This is a genomic window from Streptomyces daliensis, assembly GCF_054782395.1.
On record NZ_BAAGSO010000136.1, the window covers coordinates 53,707 to 71,363 of the forward strand.

A 17,657-nucleotide genomic window follows, 5' to 3' on the forward strand; every position below is an offset into this window, starting at 1 on the left:
GGGCCACACGCACAGCCCCGGACCAGGGCACGGCCCCGGACGCCGAGCAGCCCGGCACGGGCAGCGGCGAAGGCGCGGCGCCCCCGGTGGACGCACCCCGCACACGGCGCACCAGAGGACCCCGGCGCAAGGGCGCCACCCGCACGGCCCCGGACCCGGGCGCGGGCACGAGCCCGGACCCGGACCCCACGTCGACGGCCCCCCGTATCGGCGCGGCCGTCTCGGCCGAGGGCTTCGGGCTGGACGGGCCGCGTGGCCCCGTGTTCCAGGGGATCACCTTCGACGCGGAGCCCAACGCGCTGATCGCCGTCGAGGGCCCCTCCGGATCGGGCCGTACATGCCTGTTGCTGGCCCTCACCGGGCGGATGAAGGCCGGGCGCGGGCACGCGCGGGTCGGCCGGTACCGGCTGCCGAAGCAACTGGCAGCGGTGCGCGGGATCAGCGCGCTCGGGCCTGTGCCCGGGGTGACCGATCTCGACCCGGCGCTGACCGTCACCGAGCATCTGCGCGAGCGCGTGCTGCTCCAGCGGCGCTTCGGCGGCTCGCTCCGGGCCCTGTTCCGTCCGCGCCGTGAGCGCGCCGCGGCCAGCCGCGCCCGCCTTGAGGCTGCCCTGACGGCGGCCGGGCTCGACCTGGACGCGCTGCCCAAGGGCCCGCGTACCCACGTCAGAAGCCTGGAGCGGCCGGACGCGCTGCGGCTGTCCCTCGCGCTCGCGCTCCTCGGGGAGCCCCGGCTGCTCGCCGTCGACGACACCGATCTGAAGCTCTCCGAGGAGGAGCGCGGCCAGGTGTGGGCGACGCTGCGCGCGGTCGCGGAGTCCGGGACGACCGTGCTGGCCGTGTGCAGCCAGGCGCCCGAGGGCGCGGTGGTCGTCCGTACGGACGCGGCACGCGACGACAAGGCGGCCACCGGCGAGGACCACGACAGCGACAGCGACGACGGCGAGGGCCGCCGGGCGAAGACGAACACGAAGCAGAAGGGAGAGGCCGCCGATGCGCTCGCCGAGGCTAGCCGCGCTTGAGCTGAAGCGGTTCGGAAGGGGCAGGCTGCCGCGCGCCGCGATGGCCGCGATGCTGCTGCTTCCGCTGCTCTACGGGGCGCTGTACCTGTGGTCCTTCTGGGACCCGTACGACCGTCTCGACAAGATCCCCGTGGCCCTGGTCAACGAGGACAAGGGGGCGCAGGCCGACGGCGAGAAGGTCGCCGCGGGCGACTCCATCGTCGAGGGCCTCCACGACAGCGACACCTTCGACTGGCGGGAGACCGACGCGGCCGACGCACGCAAAGGCGTCGAGGACGGGCGCTACTACCTGTCCCTGACCGTGCCCTCGGACTTCAGCAAGCGGGTCGCGTCCAGCTCGGGCGACAGTCCGGAGACCGGCGCGCTCAAGGTCCGCGCGAACGACGCGAACAACTACATCGTCGGGCAGATCTCGCGCACCGTCTTCTCCGAGGTCAGGTCCGCCGCATCCACCAAGGCGTCGCGCGGCTTCTACGACAAGATCTTCGTCTCCTTCTCCACTCTCCACGGTCAGACGGCGAAGGCCGCCAAGGGCGCCGACGACCTCGGCGACGGCATCGGCAAGGCGAAGAAGGGCGCGGGCGAGCTGAAGGACGGGCTCGGCGACGCCAAGGACGGCAGCGGCGAGCTGAAGAGCGGCACCGCGAAGCTGCACGAGGGCTCGGGGAAGCTGAAGAAGGGCTCGGGGCAGGTCGCCGACGGGACGCAGCGACTGGCCGACAAGGTCAACGGCGCTGCGGGCAAGATCCGCCCGTTCCTCAAGGACCACGGCGACGAGATCGGCACCGCCGCCCGCGACGTCGCCCGTACGAGCAAGACCCTCAAGGACAACCTCGACAAGCTGCCCGGAGCGGCCCAGGAGGCACAGACCGACTCACGGCGGGCCGCCGACACCCTCTCCACGATCTACGAAGCGCGCTGCGAGGGCGCGGTCAAGATCGATCCGGCCGCGTCCTGCCCGGAGCTGAAGAAGGCGGTCGACGCGTCGGAGACGGCGGCCGGGGTCGCCAAGGACGTCAACGGCATCGTCAAGAACCAGAAGAACCAGAAGGATCGAGCCGAGCTGGGCGACGGGCTCGACGACCTGAGGACGAAGGCGAACGACCTCGCCGAGCGCGCCCCGCACCTGGACGACGACCTGGACTCGGCCGTCAAGCAGATCAACAAGCTCAACAAGGGCGCGCACCAGGTCTCCAAGGGCGCGGGGCAGTTGCACACAGGGCTGACCAGTGCCAAGAGCGGCGCCGCCGAGCTGGACACCGGGCTCGGCAAGCTCGACAAGGGTGCGGGCACGCTCAACGGCGGCATGTTCAAGCTCGCCGACGGCTCCAGCAAGCTCGCGGGCGGGCTGCACGACGGCGCCGGGAAGATCCCGGACTACGACAAGAAGGAGCGCGAGGACCGCACGGGCGTGATGGCCGACCCCGTGGACCTCGCCTCCGGCAAGGCGCACGCGGCACCGAACTACGGGACGGGCTTCGCCCCGTACTTCATCCCGCTCTCGCTCTGGGTCGGCGCGATGGTCGCCTACATGCTGCTCCAGCCGCTCAACAAGCGCGCGCTGGCGGCCGGGGCACCGGCCTGGCGGATCGCGCTGGCGGGGTGGCTGCCCGTCGCCGCCATCGGGGTGGCCCAGGTGGGCGCGCTGATGGGCGTGCTGCACTGGGCGCTCGGGCTCGAAATGGCGCGGGGCCTGGGCACGGTGGGCTTCCTGCTGCTGGTGACGGCGTGCTTCACGTCGATCGTCCAGTTCCTCAACGCCCGCTTCGGCCCGGCCGGGCGCATCCTCGTCCTGGCGATGCTGATGCTCCAGCTCACCTCGGCCGGGGGCACGTACCCGATCCAGACCAGTCCGGGCTTCTTCAACGCCCTGCACCCGTTCCTGCCCATGAGCTACGTGGTCGAGGGGCTGCGGCACCTCATCACGGGCGGCGAGCTGTGGCCGGTGTGGCGGGCGTGCGCGGTGCTGGCGGCCTTCACGGTGGGCGCCCTGGCGCTGACGGCCGTCAGCGCGCGCCGCAAGCAGGTGTGGTCCCTGGACCGGCTGCACCCGGAGATCTCGCTGTGAGCGGAGAATGGGGACCATGAAGACCGGGACCGGGCCGCGCGCCCGCCGCAGCAGCAGGGACGCCACCCGCCAGAAGCTCTTCCAGGCCGCCGTCACCCTGATCGCGGAACAGGGCTTCTCCTCGACGACCGTCGAGGAGATCGCGGAGCGGGCGGGTGTGGCGAAGGGCACGGTCTACTACAACTTCGCCAGCAAGACCGTGCTCTTCGAAGAGCTGCTGCGGCACGGTGTGGAGCTGCTCACGGCCGATCTGCGGCAGGCCGCCGACACGGCCACGGAGGCGGGCGGCAGCCGGGTCGACGCGCTGGACGCGATGATCCGGGCCGGGCTGGTCTTCATCGACCGCTATCCCGCCTTCACCCAGCTCTACGTAGCCGAGCTGTGGCGCACCAACAGGGCCTGGAACTCCACCTTGATGGTGGTACGCCAGGAGGCCGTGGCGGTGGTCGAGACGGTGCTGCGGGAGGGCGTCGCGGAGGGCGAGCTGAGCGACGAAATCGACATCCCGCTGACGGCCGCTGCGCTGGTGGGGATGGTGCTGGTGGCGGCGCTGGACTGGAAGGCGTTCCAGCCCGAGCGGTCGCTGGACGATGTGCACGGCGCGCTGTCGCTGCTGCTCCAGGGGCGCGTGGGCGGCCGACACAGGCCCTCCGCTTAGCGCCCCCGGGGAGGCCGGAGCGCACATCGCGCACATGGAGAAGGCCGTGCCCTCGGGCACGGCCTTCTCCGTCGCACGCAGGAGCGGCCGTACGCAGTCCCGGTGGCCTCGGCCGAAGTGCCGTGGCCATGGTCGCCGGTGCCGCGTACGGCCGCTCCCGTATTTCCCCCGTGGAACCCCCGTTTTTCCCCCGTTGGTCCCCCGTTGTTCCCCCGATTCCCCCGTAGGCGCCCCCCGGACGCCCCGGTCCCTATCCCTTCGGAAGAGGCCACCGCGCCGTTCCGCCGCCCCGTGTCGGCGGTGCGCCGCGGCGCCTTTTCCTTGGGCATTACTCTGCCGTTCCTCCAGGTCGGGGCCCATCCGCTGTGCTACTCAACCCGCGATCTAGGTAGCCGTACCTAGGACTGCGCCCCCGTGCCCACGGAGCGACGGCTTCCGGCTGGGTGGTGAGGCCCACGTACTCGCCGGTCGCTAGAGTCCCTGGTCATGGCACGTATTGCGGTGATCGGCGCGGGCATGGGCGCGATGGCGGCGGCGGCGCGGCTGGCCGTCGCGGGGCACAAGGTGACGGTGTACGAGCGGACGGACACGTACGGGGGCGCGCTGCGACGCTTCGTGAGGGACGGCTTCGCCTTCGACACGGGCCCTGGGCTGCTGCATCTGCCCGCCGTCTACCGCGACCTGTTCGTCAAAACGGGCAAGGAGCCGCTGGAGGCGTGCGTCGACCTCGTGCAGGTCGATCCCGCCGTCCGGCACGTGTTCGCCGACGGCACCGCCGTCTCCCTGCCGAACGCCTCCCGCGCCGGAACCGTCGACGCGCTGGACGCGGCGCTGGGCCAGGGCGCAGGGGAGCGCTGGGCCGACCTCCTGGGCCGCGCCCGCGAGGTGTGGGAGGCGACCCGGCGCCCGCTCCTGGAGGAACCGCTGGCGGGCGAGGGCACCCCCGCGCGTGCGGCCCTCGACAAGGACGCCTACCCGGCGCTGCGTGGCAAGGGCCTGCTGCGGCGCAGGCGGCCCACGCTCGCGGAGGCGGCGGCCGACGAGCTGCGCGACCCCCGGCTGGTCGCCCTGCTGGAGAGCCACGTGCGCGCCTACGGCCTGGACCCCGCGACGAGCCCGGCGAGCGCGACCGTGCTGCCGTACGTGGAGCACACCTTCGGCACCTGGTACGTACGCGGCGGGATGCGCACTCTCGCCGACGCGCTGTACGCGCGCTGTGCGGCGCGCGGGGTGGAGTTCCGCTTCGGGGCCGAGGTGCGGCGAGTCCGGGAGGAAGGGGGGCGCGCTGTGGGGCTGGTGCTCGGCCCTGACGGGGGCGAGGGGGGCTACGAGGTGGACGCCGACGCCGTGGTCTCGGGCGGGCGGCTGCCGGAGGGTATGCCCGGGGGCGTACCGGGGGGCGAGGGCGCCCAGGTCGCCGCGTCCGGTGCGGCCCGGCTCACCGTCCTCCTCGCGCTGCGCGGGGCACGCGCCGAGGGGACCGCGCACCGCACCGTCGTACACCGCGCCGACGAGCCCGCGCGGCCCCTGACGGTGCTGCGGCCCGACGATCCGGCGCTGCGGCCCGACGAGGAGCACGAGGCCGCCGTGCTGTCCGTGCCGGTTGCCCCGGCGGAGGTGCCCGACGCGGAGCGTGCGGGTGCGCTGGCCGACCGGCTGGTGGGCGCGGCCGATGCGGCCGGGCTCGGGCTGGGGTCGCGTGTGCTGTGGCGCGAGGTGCGTACGCCCCGCGACAACGAGGCGGAGACCCACGCGCCGGGCGGCCTCGTCCCCGCGCCCGCCCTGTGCGGCGCGGGCGGCGCCCTGCTCCACGCGTCGAACACCGCGCCGCTCGCGGGCCTCTACCGGGTGGGCGGCTGGTCGCACCCCGGCGGCGGGCTGCCGCACGCCGGTATGTCGGGCGCGCTGGTGGCGGGGCTGATCGTGGAGGGCGAGCACTGGCGCGGCTCGCGGTAGGGGGCATCTCCCAGCGGTTGAGCGGCTAGTAGCCGCCGCGCTGTCCGTCGTAGTAGTAGCCGCCCGGCTGCTGGCCGTTGCCGTGGTTGCCCTGGTTGTCGTACCCCTCGTACCCCTCGTAGCCGTTCGGGTACGGCTGGGGCTGGTAGGGGTCGTAGGGCTGCGGCTCGGCGGGGTCGCGCTGCTGGGGGACCCAGAGGCCGCCGGGCGGGGTCTCGGAGTAGTACGGCTGCTGGGGCTGCTGGGGCTGCTGCGCGTAATCGCCGTACTGGGCGTCGTAGCCGCCCGGGTCGGGCGCGTAGGGCTGCTGTTCGCCGATGTAGCCCTGGGGGTCGAAGCTGACGCCGCCGCCGTAGGAGTCGTGCGAGGGGTAGCCGGTGTAGGGGTCCGTGTAGGACGCGTACTGCTGCTGTTGCTGTGCGTCGTAGCCGTATGCCTGGTCCTGGTATATCCCCTGGCGGGGCCCGGACTCGAAGGAGGCGGCGTAGGTGTCGTACGTGCCGTACTCGCCCGTGTCGTCGGGCAGCGGCGCCGGCTGGTAGACGGGTGGTTCGGCGGGCTGGAAGACGGAGCCGGGAGCGTCGTTGCCGTAGCCGTACGTGTCGGTGCCGTACGTGTCGGCGGCGTAGGAGTCCGTGGCGTAGGAGTCCGTGGCGTAGGCGTCGGGGCTGTACGTGTCGGCGCCGTAGCCGTTCGTGCCGTAGCCCTGGGAGGCGTAGTCCTCGGTGGCGTCGCTGCCGGTCTGCGCTTCGGGGACGGGGTCGTACGCCTCCAGGCCCGAGACCTGGAGCGTCGGCTCCGCCTCGGCCGGGGGGCCCTCGCGGCGGCGCCTGCTGGAGCCGGGCGTGCCGCCGAGGGCCCAGCCGGTGGAGAAGCCGCGGCGGTAGGAGAGGGTCACGAAGGTCTGGCCGGTGGCGAAGGCGGCGATGCCCAGCCCGATCACGATGACCGAGGGGATCAGCGCCCCCACCACCACGCACAGAAAGCCGCCGAAGGCCAGCAGACGCCAGCGGAGCCGCGCCTTGTACTGCAACAGCACCTCGCCGAGCAGCCACAACGCGACGATGCCGAACGCGATGTAGAGGACTGTCCAGCCCATGTACGCCCCCTCTTCGAGCCGCTGCCTCGGCTGGCCAGCTCTCTCAGCTCAGGGACCGCTCGTGGAGTCCCAGATTCTCGTGGATTTCCAGCGTTGCCGTGGAGTGGTTGAGCGTAATGAAGTGGAGTCCGGGGACATCCTCAGCCATCAGTCTCGCGCACAGCTCCGTGGCGTATTCGATCCCGACCGAGCGTACAGCCGCCGGGTCGTGTTCGACGGCCCGGAGCCTGTCGGCCATCTCCTTCGGGATTGTCGCATTGCTGAGCTGTGCGAACCGCTCGATCTGCTGCACGTTGGTGACCGGCATGATCTCCGGGATGATCGGAGTTTCGCAACCGGCCGCCACCGCGCTGTCGCGCAGCCGAAGATAGTCCTCCGCGCGGAAGAACATCTGCGTGACGGCGTAGTCGGCTCCCGCCTTGCACTTGTTGACGAAGTGGCGGATGTCCGTGTTCCAGTCGGAGGAGCGCGGGTGCATCTCGGGGAACGCCGCGACGCCGACGCAGAAGTCGCCGGACTCCTTGATCAGCTCCACGAGTTCCGAGGCGTAGGTGAGCCCCTGCGGGTGCGTCACCCACTCGCCCATCGGGTCGCCGGGGGGATCGCCGCGGATCGCGAGGACGTTCCGGATGCCCGCGTCGGCGTACTGCCCGATCACGTTGCGCAGCTCGGCCCGCGAGTGGTTGACCGCGGTGAGGTGCGCGACGGGGGTGAGCGTCGTCTCGTTGGCGATGCGCTCGGTGTTGCGCACCGTGCCCTCGCGCGAGGAGCCGCCCGCGCCGTAGGTCACCGACACGAAGGTCGGAGAGACCGCCTCGATGCGCCGCAGCGCGTTCCACAGGGTCCGTTCGCCCTTCGCGGTCTTCGGTGCGAAGAACTCGAAGGAGTACGACTTCTCTCCGGAAGCGAGCAGATCACGGACGGTCGGCGGGCGGTCTGTCCTGGTAGCTGAGATACCAATGGCCATATGGGAAGGCTATCGGCCTTGTCCATGGGGCGGGTGGTGAGCAGGGCGTTACGTCCGGTCCGTCCCGTCTTCGCGAGGCCCTGTGTCCACGGAGTGGACGGCCGGTGCGGGACGCCCAAAGGGCTCGACGGCCAGCCCGCGACCGCCTCCCGACCGGCCTCCCGACCGGCTCAGCCGTCGGCCCGTACCCGCTCGCGCAGCCGTCCGGCCAGCGCTGACGCGGCGGCGGCCGGGTCCTCGGCGTCCGTGATCGCGCGGACGACGACCACCCGGCGTGCTCCGGCGTCGAGCACCTCGTCGAGACGGGACTCGTCGATCCCGCCGATCGCGAACCAGGGGCGCTCGGGGGCGAGCTTCGCGGCGTACCGCACGAGGGGCAGGCCCGGTGCGTGGCGCCCCGGCTTGGTGGGGGTCGGCCAGCAGGGTCCTGTGCAGAAATAGTCCACGCCGGGCTCGGTGACGGCCGCGTCCACCTCGGCCTCGGCGTGTGTGGAGCGGCCGATGAGCGGCCCTTCGCCGAGGACCGCGCGGGCCGCGGGAACGGGGAGGTCGCCCTGGCCGAGGTGCAGCACGTCGGCTCCGGCGGCGTGCGCGACGTCCGCGCGGTCGTTGACGGCCAGGAGCTTGCCGTGGCGGCGGCAGGCGTCGGCGAGGACGGCGAGGTGGTCCAGTTCCTCGGCGGCCTCCATGCCCTTGTCGCGCAACTGCACGATGTCCACGCCGCCCGACAGGGCCGCGTCCAGGAACTCCGGGAGGTCCCCCTGCTCCTTGCGCGCGTCCGTGCACAGATACAGGCGTGCGTCAGCGAGCCGCTGACGTGCGGTGACGCTCATGGTGCGGGCGTTCCCCCCATGCGGGGGCGTACGGACCGGGGCGCCCCCGCACGAGGGAGCCCCGGGCCGTACGCCCGGTGGATGTGGTGTGGTGATGCGGTTCGGTGTGGTGGTGCGGTGTCGCTCGGCTGTCCGTCGGCTCAGACGGCGAGGGCCTGAGCGCGGCGCTTCACTTCCGTCCCACGGTTCTCGCGCAGGGCCTGGGCCGGGGTGCCCGGCAGGCTCTCATCCTCGGTGAACAGCCACTCCAGCATCTCCTCGTCGCTGAAACCGTCGTCCTTGAGGAGCGTGATGGTACCCACGAGGCCCTTCACGACCTTGCCCTCGCCGATGAAATCGGCGGGGACCTGGAGGACCCGGTTCTCTCCCCTGCGCACCGCGATGAGCTGGCCTTCCTTGACGAGCTGCCGGACGCGGGTCACTTCGACGTCGAGCTTTTCTGCGACATCGGGGAGGGTGAGCCAGGCGGGGACGAGAGCATCGGTCTTTGCGTCAATCTCGGTCACGCTCTCCAGCCTGCCATCCCCCGCTGACAGTCACTACCGCTCCCCACCCGGGAAAGCGGTACGAAGCACTCCGGCACGTCCTCACGAGGCCCATCGGGTAACTCGGCGTAACTCAGCGCACCGCCTGTTTCAGCGCCACCGACGCGTCCGCCACCCGCTCAGGGTCCAGCGGCACCCCCTGCTGGATCAGCTTCCTGCCCTGCGCCATGTCGCGCGGGCGCCCCACAGCCAGCAGCGCGGTCAGCGCCCCGTCCCGCAGCCAGCACGCGGACCAGGAGACGCCCGTCGGATCGCCGCGCGGCACCAGCAGATCGCCGGACGCGTGATGGCCGACGTACTGCACGAAGCGCCCGAACTGCTCCGACCAGAAGTAGGGAACCGGGTCGTAGACGGCCGCCTCCGCCTCCCCGCCGTCCGCGAGGCCCTCGGCCACGATGTTGGCTGCGACGGCCATGGGGCCCTGGAGCGCGTTGTCCCAGTGGTGCACCAGCAGCCGTTCGCCGTAGCGCGCTGAGGGGAAGGAGGCGCAGTCGCCGACCGCGTAGACGCCCTCGGCCGAGGTGCGCAGCCGCTCGTCGGCGCGGATCGCGCCGTCCTCGTCGAGGGCGAGCCCCGAGCCCGCGAGCCACCCCGTGGCCGGGCGGGCGCCGATGCCGACGACGACGGCGTCCGCGCGCAGCCGCGTCCCGTCGGCCAGCACGACGGCCCCCCGCTCGACCGAGGCGACGGCCACGCCCGTGCGCAGGGCGGCGCCCGCGGCCTCGTACCAGGCGCGCATGGGCTCCGTCAGCTCGGCGGGCAGCGCCCCTGGCAGCGGACGGGGCGCCGCCTCGACGACCGTGACCGCGCAGCCCGCCTCGCGCGCGGCCGTCGCGAACTCGGCGCCGATCCAGCCGGCGCCGACGACCACGATGTCGCCCTTCGCGGCGAGCACGGGCCGCAGCCGCGCCGCGTCGTCCAGGGTGCGCAGCAGATGGACGCCGGGCACGCCCTCGCTCCCGGGCAGCGCGACGGGCTCGGCGCCGGTCGCGATGACCAGCCTGTCGTACGCGACGGGCCCCGCCTCGGTGTCCAGCAGCCTCTCGTGCGGGCGCAGCCCGGTGACGGTCCTGCCCAGTTCCAGGTCGACGCCGAGCGCCTCGAAGTCCACGTCGAACGCGGAGCCTTCGGCCTTGCCGAGGAGCACCGCTTTGGAGAGCGGGGGGCGGTCGTAGGGCTGGTGCGGCTCGGCGCCGATGATCCTGACCGCGCCGGGCCAGCCCTCCTCGCGCAGATGGACGGCGGTCTGCACGCCCGCCATGCCCGCGCCCACGATGACGACCCGCTGCCGTTCCTGACTCTCGCTCACCAGGTCACTCTAGGACGCCCGGGACGCCGAGGGTCGCGGCGAGGCCCCTGGACGCCCCTCACCCGCCCTTACCCGCGCCGAGGGGGCCGCAGTAGGCTGGATCGCGAGCGCGACAACGGCGTACGACGCCACGGCATACGCGAAGGCATACGCGGGAGCCCGGACGCACCGGGCTGAGAGGGAGGCTGGCGGCCTCCGACCGTACGAACCTGATCCGGGTCATACCGGCGAAGGGAGGAGCGGCATTCTCATGCGCACCACCACGGCAGCCTCCACGGACGGCATGGAGGGGGCCACTTCGGGGGCCACTTCCGACGTGCTCGTCGTCGGCGGCGGGATCATCGGTCTCGTCACCGCCTGGCGCGCGGCGCAGCGCGGGATGAGCACCACCGTCGTCGATCCGGCCCCCGGCGGGGGCGCCGCGCGGGTGGCGGCCGGGATGCTCGCGGCCGTCACGGAGCTGCACTACGGCGAGGAGACCCTGCTCTCCCTCAATCTCGCCTCGGCGGCGCGCTATCCGTCGTTCGCCGCCGAGCTGGCGGAGGCGAGCGGGCAGGAGATCGGCTACCGCGCCTGCGGCACCCTCGCCGTAGCGCTGGACGCCGACGACCGCGCCCACCTGCGCGAACTGCACGCGCTGCAACGGCGCTGCGGACTGGACCCGGAGTGGCTGACGGGCCGCGAGTGCCGCCGTCTCGAACCTATGCTGGCCCCTTCCGTACGGGGCGGGCTGCGCGTGGACGGCGACCACCAGGCCGATCCGCGCCGCCTGGCCACCGCGCTGCTGGTGGCCTGCGAACGGGCCGGGGTCCGCTTCGCCCGGGAGCGGGTGGCGCGGCTGGCCCTGGCGACAGCCGCGGACGAGCGGGTCACGGGCGTCGTCCTGGACGACGGCCGCGAGCTGTCGGCGGGGCAGACGGTGCTGGCCACGGGCGCGCACGGCCTCGACGGGGCGGGCCTGCCGCCCGGCGTGCTGCCCCCGGTGCGCCCCGTCAAGGGCCAGGTGCTGCGGCTGCGCGTGCCGCCCGCCTACGCGCCGTTCCTCTCCAGGACCGTCCGGGCCGTCGTGCGCGGCGGGCACGTGTATCTCGTGCCGCGTACCAACGGCGAGCTGGTGATCGGCGCCACCAGCGAGGAGATGGGCTGGGACACGACGGTCACCGCTGGCGGCGTCTACGAGCTGCTGCGGGACGCGCACGAGCTGGTCCCCGGGCTCACCGAGCTGCCGCTGACCGAGACCTGCGCCGGGCTGCGCCCCGGCTCGCCCGACAACGCCCCGCTGCTGGGGCCCACCCGGCTGGCGGGCCTCCACCTGGCCACGGGCCACTACCGCAACGGCGTGCTGCTCACCCCCGTCACCGGCGACGCCATGGGCGAGCTGCTGGCGACCGGTGAACTGCCCGAGCAGGCGCGACCCTTCACCCCGCGGCGTTTCACGCGACGGCTACAGGAGCAGCCAGCATGACGACTCCCCGCATACCTCACCCCCCGCGTTCTCCGCGCGCCCTCACCGTGTCCGTGAACGGCGAGCCCCGCGAGGTCGCGGAGGGGCTCACCCTCGAAGCGCTCGTCGCGACGCTCACCACGGCGCCCTCCGGGGTGGCGGCGGCCGTCAACGAGGCCGTCGTGCCGCGCGGCCAGTGGGGCTCGCTGCCGCTGGCCGAGGGCGACCGCGTAGAGGTACTCACCGCAGTCCAGGGAGGCTGACCCGACATGGCCGACGACGCACTCACCATCGGTGACACCACCTTCACCTCCCGCCTGATCATGGGCACGGGCGGAGCGCCGAGCCTCGACATCATGGAGCGCTCGCTCCTCGCGTCCGGCACGGAGCTGACGACGGTCGCGATGCGCCGCCTCGACCCGACGGTGCAGGGCTCGGTCCTGTCCGTGCTGAAGGAGCACGGCATCCGCGTCCTGCCGAACACGGCGGGCTGCTACACGGCGGGCGAGGCCGTCCTCACGGCGCGCCTCGCGCGCGAGGCCCTGGGGACCGACTGGGTCAAGCTGGAGGTCATCGCGGACGAGCGCACCCTGCTCCCCGACCCCGTCGAGCTGCTCGACGCGGCCGAGACGCTGGTCGACGACGGCTTCACCGTCCTCCCGTACACGAACGACGACCCCGTGCTGGCCAGGAAGCTGGAGGACGTGGGGTGCGCGGCCGTCATGCCGCTGGGCTCCCCCATCGGCTCCGGGCTCGGCATCCGCAACCCGCACAACTTCCAGTTGATCACCGAGCGCGCCTCCGTCCCCGTCGTCCTCGACGCGGGAGCGGGCATCGCCTCGGACGTCGCGCTCGCCATGGAGCTGGGGTGCGCGGCCGTGATGCTGGCCTCGGCCGTGACGCGCGCGCAGGAGCCGGTGCTGATGGCCGAGGCGATGCGGCACGCGGTGGAGGCCGGGCGGCTGGCGTACCGCGCGGGGCGCATCCCGCGCCGCCACTTCGCCGAGGCGTCGTCGCCGACGGAGGGCGTCGCGGAGTTCGACCCGGAGCGGCCCGCGTTCCGGTGACGCCCAGGGGGCCGTCTCTCCGGGGCAGGTTCTGGGGGCCGACTCTGGGGGCCATCCTTCCGGTGACGGGCGTGTCACCGTTCGGCTTCAGTCCCCGCGCTCTTCCCGCTCCCCGGATTCCCCTGTCGGTACCGGCTCGTAGACTCGTCGCGATATGGATACGACCCTTCAGGATCCTTCCCCTGGCCAGGGCCGGGGAGACCCCCTCGTGGGGCAGGTGCTAGACGGCCGGTACCGCATCGATTCGCGTATCGCCGTCGGCGGCATGGCCACGGTCTACCGCGCCCTCGACACCCGCCTGGACCGCGAGCTGGCCCTGAAGGTCATGCATCCTTCCCTCGCCGTCGACAGCACCTTCGTGGACCGCTTCATCCGCGAGGCCAAGTCCGTGGCGCGCCTCGCCCACCCCAATGTGGTGGGGGTCTTCGACCAGGGCACGGACAGCGGCTACGTCTATCTGGCGATGGAGTACGTCTCGGGCTGCACCCTCCGCGACGTCCTGCGCGACCGCGGCGCACTCCAGCCCCGTGCGGCCCTGGACGTCATGGAGCCGATGCTCGCCGCGCTCGGCGCGGCGCACCGCGCGGGGCTCGTGCACCGGGACATGAAGCCCGAGAACGTCCTCATCGGGGACGACGGCCGGGTCAAGGTCGCCGATTTCGGCCTCGTGCGGACCGTGGACAGCCAGACCTCGGCCACCACGGACTCCATCCTCGGCACGGTCTCGTATCTCGCCCCCGAGCAGATCGAGGAGGGCCAGGCCGACACCCGCACGGACCTCTACGCGTGCGGCGTGATGCTCTACGAGATGCTGACGGGCGCCAAGCCGCACTCGGGCAGCACCCCGGCCCAGGTGCTCTATCTGCATCTGCACGAGGGGATACCCGCCCCGTCGGCGGTGGTGCCGGGGCTGGCGCCCGGTATGGACGCGCTGGTGGCGCGCGCGTGCGCCCGTGACCCTCGGGACCGGCCCGACGACGCGGTGGCGCTGCTGTCCGAGACGCGTACGGCCCGCGCCGGGCTCACGGACGCCGAGCTGGACGCGGTGCCCCCGATGGCCGTCGGCGCCACGGCGGCGCCCGTACAGCGGGGCGACGAGACGCAGGACGCGCCGCACCACGGCACACCCGCGCCGGGGCCGGACCCGGACGACGCGCCCGCGCGGGCCCTCGCGCACGGCGAGGGCGGCCAGGACGGCGCCGGGCACGCGGCAGAGCACCCGGCAGGGGACGAACCCGTGACGGGGTACGGGGACAGCGCCGTCTCCGGGTACGGCAGCGGTCCCGGCGGCGTCGACGGCGTCGAAGGCGCGGGCTCAGAGGACCGCACGAGCGTCCTCCCCCGCGTCACTCCCACCCCCTCGCCCACGGTCACCATGGACAGGCCCGCGGCCCCGGCGGACGGCGGCGTCCTGGACCGCACCACCCGGCTGGCCTCGCCCGCGCTCGCGGCGCCGCAGACCGCGCCGGAGGGGCCCGGCGGCCCGGACTCCCCTGGCAGCCACCGGCGCCGGCGCGGGGGCGGCTCGCAGCGCTGGGTGGTCGTCACCCTGGCCGTCGTGCTGTTGGCCCTGATCGGCACGGGGGTCTGGTACGTCACGACGGGCCAGTTCACGCAGACCCCCGCCGTGCTGGACAAGACGGAGACCGAGGCCACCAAGACGCTGGAGAGCGCGGGCCTGGACGTCAAGGTCACCCGCGACTACAGCGAGCGCATCGAGCGCGGCCACGTCATCGACTCCGATCCGGCGCCCGGCTCCCGCATCCGCAACACGGGCACGGTCACCCTGACCGTCTCGCGCGGCCCGCAGATCGTGAAGGTGCCGGACCTCTCGGGCACCCCGCTGTCCGACGCCAAGCGCGAGCTGCGCGAAGCCGGGCTCAAGGCGGGCGACGTGAAGCGGGCCTTCGACGAGGAGACAGCGCAGGGCTCCGTCGTCAGCACCGACCCCGGCGCTGGCACCAAGAAGCGGCCCGGCGCGGCCGTCGCGCTCACCGTCTCCAAGGGCGCTCCCCTTGAGGTGCCGGACGTCGTCGGCGAGGACGAGGGCTCGGCGCAGCAGGAACTCCGCGAGGCCGGGTTCAAGGTCCGCGTGGCCGAGAAGCGGGTCTTCTCCGAGGAGGACGAGGGCACTGTGGCCCGCCAGTCCCCCGCCGACGGCGCCACGGGGGCCAAGGGCGACACCGTGACGCTGACGGTGTCCAAGGGCCAGGACATGGTCGAGGTGCCGGACGTCGAGGACCTCGCTCAGGACGAGGCCCGCGAGAAGCTGGAGGCAGCGGGCTTCACCGTGGACGTGCGCAGGCTCTTCATCGGCGACACCGTCTTCAACCAGTCGCCGGGCGGCGGCGAGGAGGCCCCCCGCGGCTCCGAGGTCACCCTCTGGATCCGCTGACCGCCTGACGCGTCGGCCCGCCGGGACCGCCGAACCCCTCATTCGAGGGCTTCGGCGGTCCTTTTCACGCCGTCACAGCGCGTGCGTCCACACCGTCACGGACCGCGCACACGGTGAAACGCACCGCGTTTAAACCCCCCACAATTTGTGACGCCGCCCACGGGACGCAGATCACTTACGAAGGGGATTAGTGGCCCCGTAATGGTCAATGGGCGCCAAATTCGGGCACCGCAGGCACGAGCGGGCCACCCCTTCTCCACGAAACGGGATAGTACGTCACATTCTTGATTCCCGTATTTCCAGCCTTTACAAATGCTGACGTCGCACGGCGCCGGGAATCGGAACTCGGCGTTCTACGCCTCCTTCCGGCCTCTGTGACGTAAAGCAAAGGAAAGGTTCGCTCGCAATGCCCACCATTCCCGGCTACACCCGTATGACCAAGATCCAGCGTTACTCCGCCGCGGGCATCACCGCGGCAGGCGCCGCGGCGCTCGCCCTGACCGTCGTCCCCGGCTCGGCGGACGCGGGCGACGCCAGCCAGTCGACCGCCAACAAGTCGATCAGCGCAGAGCCCGTCTCCTTCAGCGCCCAGTCCTCCACCGTCCCCACTCAGCGCGAGGGCATCGGCGACCAGATGGACGTCGCCGAGCAGCGCGCCAAGGCGGAGGCCGCGGCACAGAAGCGCGCTGCCGAGGCCAAGCAGGACGAGGCCCAGAAGAAGGCCGCCGCCGACGCCAAGAAGGAGCGCGAGGCCAAGGCCGCCGCGAACCGCTCCTCGCAGCGTGCCGCGGTCAAGAGCTACCCGAACAACCTCGACGGATGGATCCGCGAGGCCCGGGACATCATGAAGAAGCACAACATCCCCGGCTCCTACGAGGGCATCAAGCGGAACATCATCCGCGAGTCCGGCGGCGACCCCAACGTCGTCAACGACTGGGACATCAACGCCAAGAACGGCGTGCCCTCCAAGGGCCTCCTCCAGGTGATCCAGCCCACCTTCGACGCCTACCACGTCGACGGCACGAAGGACAGCCTGACCGACCCCGTCGCGAACATCGTGGCCGCCTGCAACTACGCGGCCGACAGGTACGGTTCGATGGACAACGTGAACTCGGCATACTGAGTCGTGTGACGACGAACAGACAGCGCAATCCGGTTGGCGGCCATGTCCCCGTAGCAGGGGGCCTGGCCGCCACCGGCATTTCTTATGCGGCGGAAATCGCGGCGGAGACCGTGCAGGTTTTCGTCGCCAATCCACGCGGCTGGGCGACCCCGCCCGGGTCGCCCCGACAGGACGAGGAATTCCGCGCCGCGTGCGCGGAGAAAAACATCCCCCCGTATATCCACGCGCCCTATCTCATCAATTTCGGCTCGGACAACGAGACCACGGCCGACAAGTCCGTCCACTCGATGCGCCATTCGCTGCGGCGCGGCCGTGAGATCGGCGCGCTCGGTGTCGTCGTCCACACGGGTTCCGCGACGGGCGGGAGGGAGCGCGGGGTCGCGCTCGCGCAGGCGCGGGAGCTGATGCTGCCGCTGCTGGACGAGCTGACGCACGACGACGACCCCTGGCTGCTGCTGGAGCCGACGGCGGGGCAGGGTGCGTCGCTCTGCTCCCAAGTCCAGGACCTCGGCCCGTACTTCGACGTTCTCGACCGGCACCCCAGGCTGGGCGTCTGCCTCGATACCTGCCACGTCTTCGCCGCCGGGCACGATCTGGCGGCGCCCGGCGGGGTGAAGCGCACGCTGGACGAGCTGGTGGAGGTGACGGGGCCTGGGCGGCTCAGGCTGATCCACGCGAACGACTCCAAGGACGTCGCGGGGGCGCACAAGGACCGCCACGAGAACATCGGCTCGGGCCACATCGGCGTAGAGCCCTTCGGCGAGCTGCTGGCGCACCCCGTGACGGAGGGGGTACCCCTAGTGATCGAAACGCCGGGCGGCAAGGAGGGCCACGCGGCGGACGTCGCCCGGCTCAAGGGGTTGAGGTAGCGCTGCGCTGGGCTGTTCGGCGTTTCACGGGGGTGTTGCGCGGGACGGGTCGCCGGTGTGGTGGGCACTGTAGGGTCCCGCGCTGATTTTTGTGACCCTGTCCGGGGGTGCGGTCGTGTGGCGGGGCGTCGTGTTCGGGTGCGGGTGGGTGGCTTCGGCGCGGCGTGTGGTTGCGGTGTGTTGCGGCTGGCGCCGCGTGGTTCTTGGCTCGGGTCGTGGTTGTGGGGTGCGTGTGTGGTGGGGGTCGGTGCCGTGCCGGGGTGTCTCCTCGGGCGGCGACAAGTGCGGGTCGGCTTTTCGGC

Annotated in this window: 15 protein-coding genes and 1 riboswitch; of the genes, 10 read left to right on the forward strand and 5 right to left on the reverse strand. The window is 72.5% G+C overall.

The genetic code is table 11. The features are described from left to right. The first annotated feature begins 206 nt into the window (after positions 1-206). The 4 genes from ACYVOO_RS39075 to ACYVOO_RS39090 all read left to right on the forward strand — a co-directional run bounded on the left by ACYVOO_RS39075 (position 207) and on the right by ACYVOO_RS39090 (position 5,704). Positions 207-1,022, forward strand: coding sequence for an ATP-binding cassette domain-containing protein (locus tag ACYVOO_RS39075; protein ID WP_461020522.1), 816 nt, complete (start codon positions 207-209; stop codon positions 1,020-1,022). Beyond that, on the forward strand, positions 994-3,090 hold the full coding sequence (locus ACYVOO_RS39080) for a YhgE/Pip family protein (RefSeq protein WP_461020477.1): 2,097 nt from the start codon (positions 994-996) through the stop codon (positions 3,088-3,090). The genes ACYVOO_RS39075 and ACYVOO_RS39080 overlap by 29 nt, the downstream gene beginning before the upstream one ends. Before the next feature lie 16 nt (positions 3,091-3,106). Further along, the gene (locus tag ACYVOO_RS39085; RefSeq protein ID WP_461020478.1) at positions 3,107-3,748 is read left to right on the forward strand and encodes a TetR/AcrR family transcriptional regulator; all 642 of its coding nucleotides are present in this window, start codon (positions 3,107-3,109) and stop codon (positions 3,746-3,748) included. A 486-nt stretch (positions 3,749-4,234) separates the two neighbouring features. Further along, the gene (locus ACYVOO_RS39090) at positions 4,235-5,704 is read left to right on the forward strand and encodes a phytoene desaturase family protein (protein ID WP_461020479.1); all 1,470 of its coding nucleotides are present in this window, start codon (positions 4,235-4,237) and stop codon (positions 5,702-5,704) included. Between the two features lie 25 nt (positions 5,705-5,729). Here the strand turns inward: ACYVOO_RS39090 and ACYVOO_RS39095 are convergent, their stop codons facing one another. From ACYVOO_RS39095 to ACYVOO_RS39115, 5 genes are all read right to left on the reverse strand, one after another. After that, positions 5,730-6,803: a hypothetical protein gene (locus ACYVOO_RS39095; RefSeq protein ID WP_461020480.1), complete on the reverse strand. Its 1,074-nt coding sequence runs from the start codon at positions 6,801-6,803 to the stop codon at positions 5,730-5,732. A 43-nt stretch (positions 6,804-6,846) separates the two neighbouring features. Next, on the reverse strand, positions 6,847-7,770 hold the full coding sequence (metF, locus tag ACYVOO_RS39100) for a methylenetetrahydrofolate reductase [NAD(P)H] (RefSeq protein WP_453346367.1): 924 nt from the start codon (positions 7,768-7,770) through the stop codon (positions 6,847-6,849). A gap of 170 nt (positions 7,771-7,940) precedes the next feature. After that, complete coding sequence (thiE, locus tag ACYVOO_RS39105; RefSeq protein ID WP_461020481.1) at positions 7,941-8,603, reverse strand: thiamine phosphate synthase; 663 nt, start codon at positions 8,601-8,603, stop codon at positions 7,941-7,943. A 140-nt stretch (positions 8,604-8,743) separates the two neighbouring features. After that, the gene (locus tag ACYVOO_RS39110; protein WP_461020482.1) at positions 8,744-9,109 is read right to left on the reverse strand and encodes an Rv2175c family DNA-binding protein; all 366 of its coding nucleotides are present in this window, start codon (positions 9,107-9,109) and stop codon (positions 8,744-8,746) included. A 112-nt stretch (positions 9,110-9,221) separates the two neighbouring features. Beyond that, positions 9,222-10,409 (reverse strand): NAD(P)/FAD-dependent oxidoreductase, encoded by a 1,188-nt coding sequence (locus ACYVOO_RS39115; protein WP_461020523.1) that lies wholly within the window; start codon positions 10,407-10,409, stop codon positions 9,222-9,224. A gap of 189 nt (positions 10,410-10,598) precedes the next feature. Continuing rightward, positions 10,599-10,710, forward strand: a riboswitch (TPP riboswitch). Here ACYVOO_RS39115 and thiO point away from each other — a divergent pair. From thiO to ACYVOO_RS39145, 6 genes are all read left to right on the forward strand, one after another. Next, complete coding sequence (thiO, locus tag ACYVOO_RS39120) at positions 10,708-11,922, forward strand: glycine oxidase ThiO (protein ID WP_461020483.1); 1,215 nt, start codon at positions 10,708-10,710, stop codon at positions 11,920-11,922. (Overlaps the previous riboswitch by 3 nt.) Next, positions 11,919-12,164 (forward strand): sulfur carrier protein ThiS, encoded by a 246-nt coding sequence (thiS, locus tag ACYVOO_RS39125; protein ID WP_461020484.1) that lies wholly within the window; start codon positions 11,919-11,921, stop codon positions 12,162-12,164. The genes thiO and thiS overlap by 4 nt, the downstream gene beginning before the upstream one ends. A 6-nt stretch (positions 12,165-12,170) precedes the next feature. Next, positions 12,171-12,968 carry a thiazole synthase gene (locus tag ACYVOO_RS39130; protein WP_461020485.1) on the forward strand — a complete coding sequence of 266 codons (798 nt, stop codon included), beginning with the start codon at positions 12,171-12,173 and terminating at the stop codon, positions 12,966-12,968. 154 nt (positions 12,969-13,122) lie between these two features. Continuing rightward, complete coding sequence (locus ACYVOO_RS39135) at positions 13,123-15,363, forward strand: Stk1 family PASTA domain-containing Ser/Thr kinase (protein WP_461020486.1); 2,241 nt, start codon at positions 13,123-13,125, stop codon at positions 15,361-15,363. 406 nt (positions 15,364-15,769) lie between these two features. Further along, positions 15,770-16,486 carry a transglycosylase SLT domain-containing protein gene (locus ACYVOO_RS39140; RefSeq protein ID WP_453346373.1) on the forward strand — a complete coding sequence of 239 codons (717 nt, stop codon included), beginning with the start codon at positions 15,770-15,772 and terminating at the stop codon, positions 16,484-16,486. 5 nt (positions 16,487-16,491) lie between these two features. Next, complete coding sequence (locus tag ACYVOO_RS39145) at positions 16,492-17,355, forward strand: deoxyribonuclease IV (RefSeq protein WP_461020487.1); 864 nt, start codon at positions 16,492-16,494, stop codon at positions 17,353-17,355. Positions 17,356-17,657 lie beyond the last annotated feature (302 nt).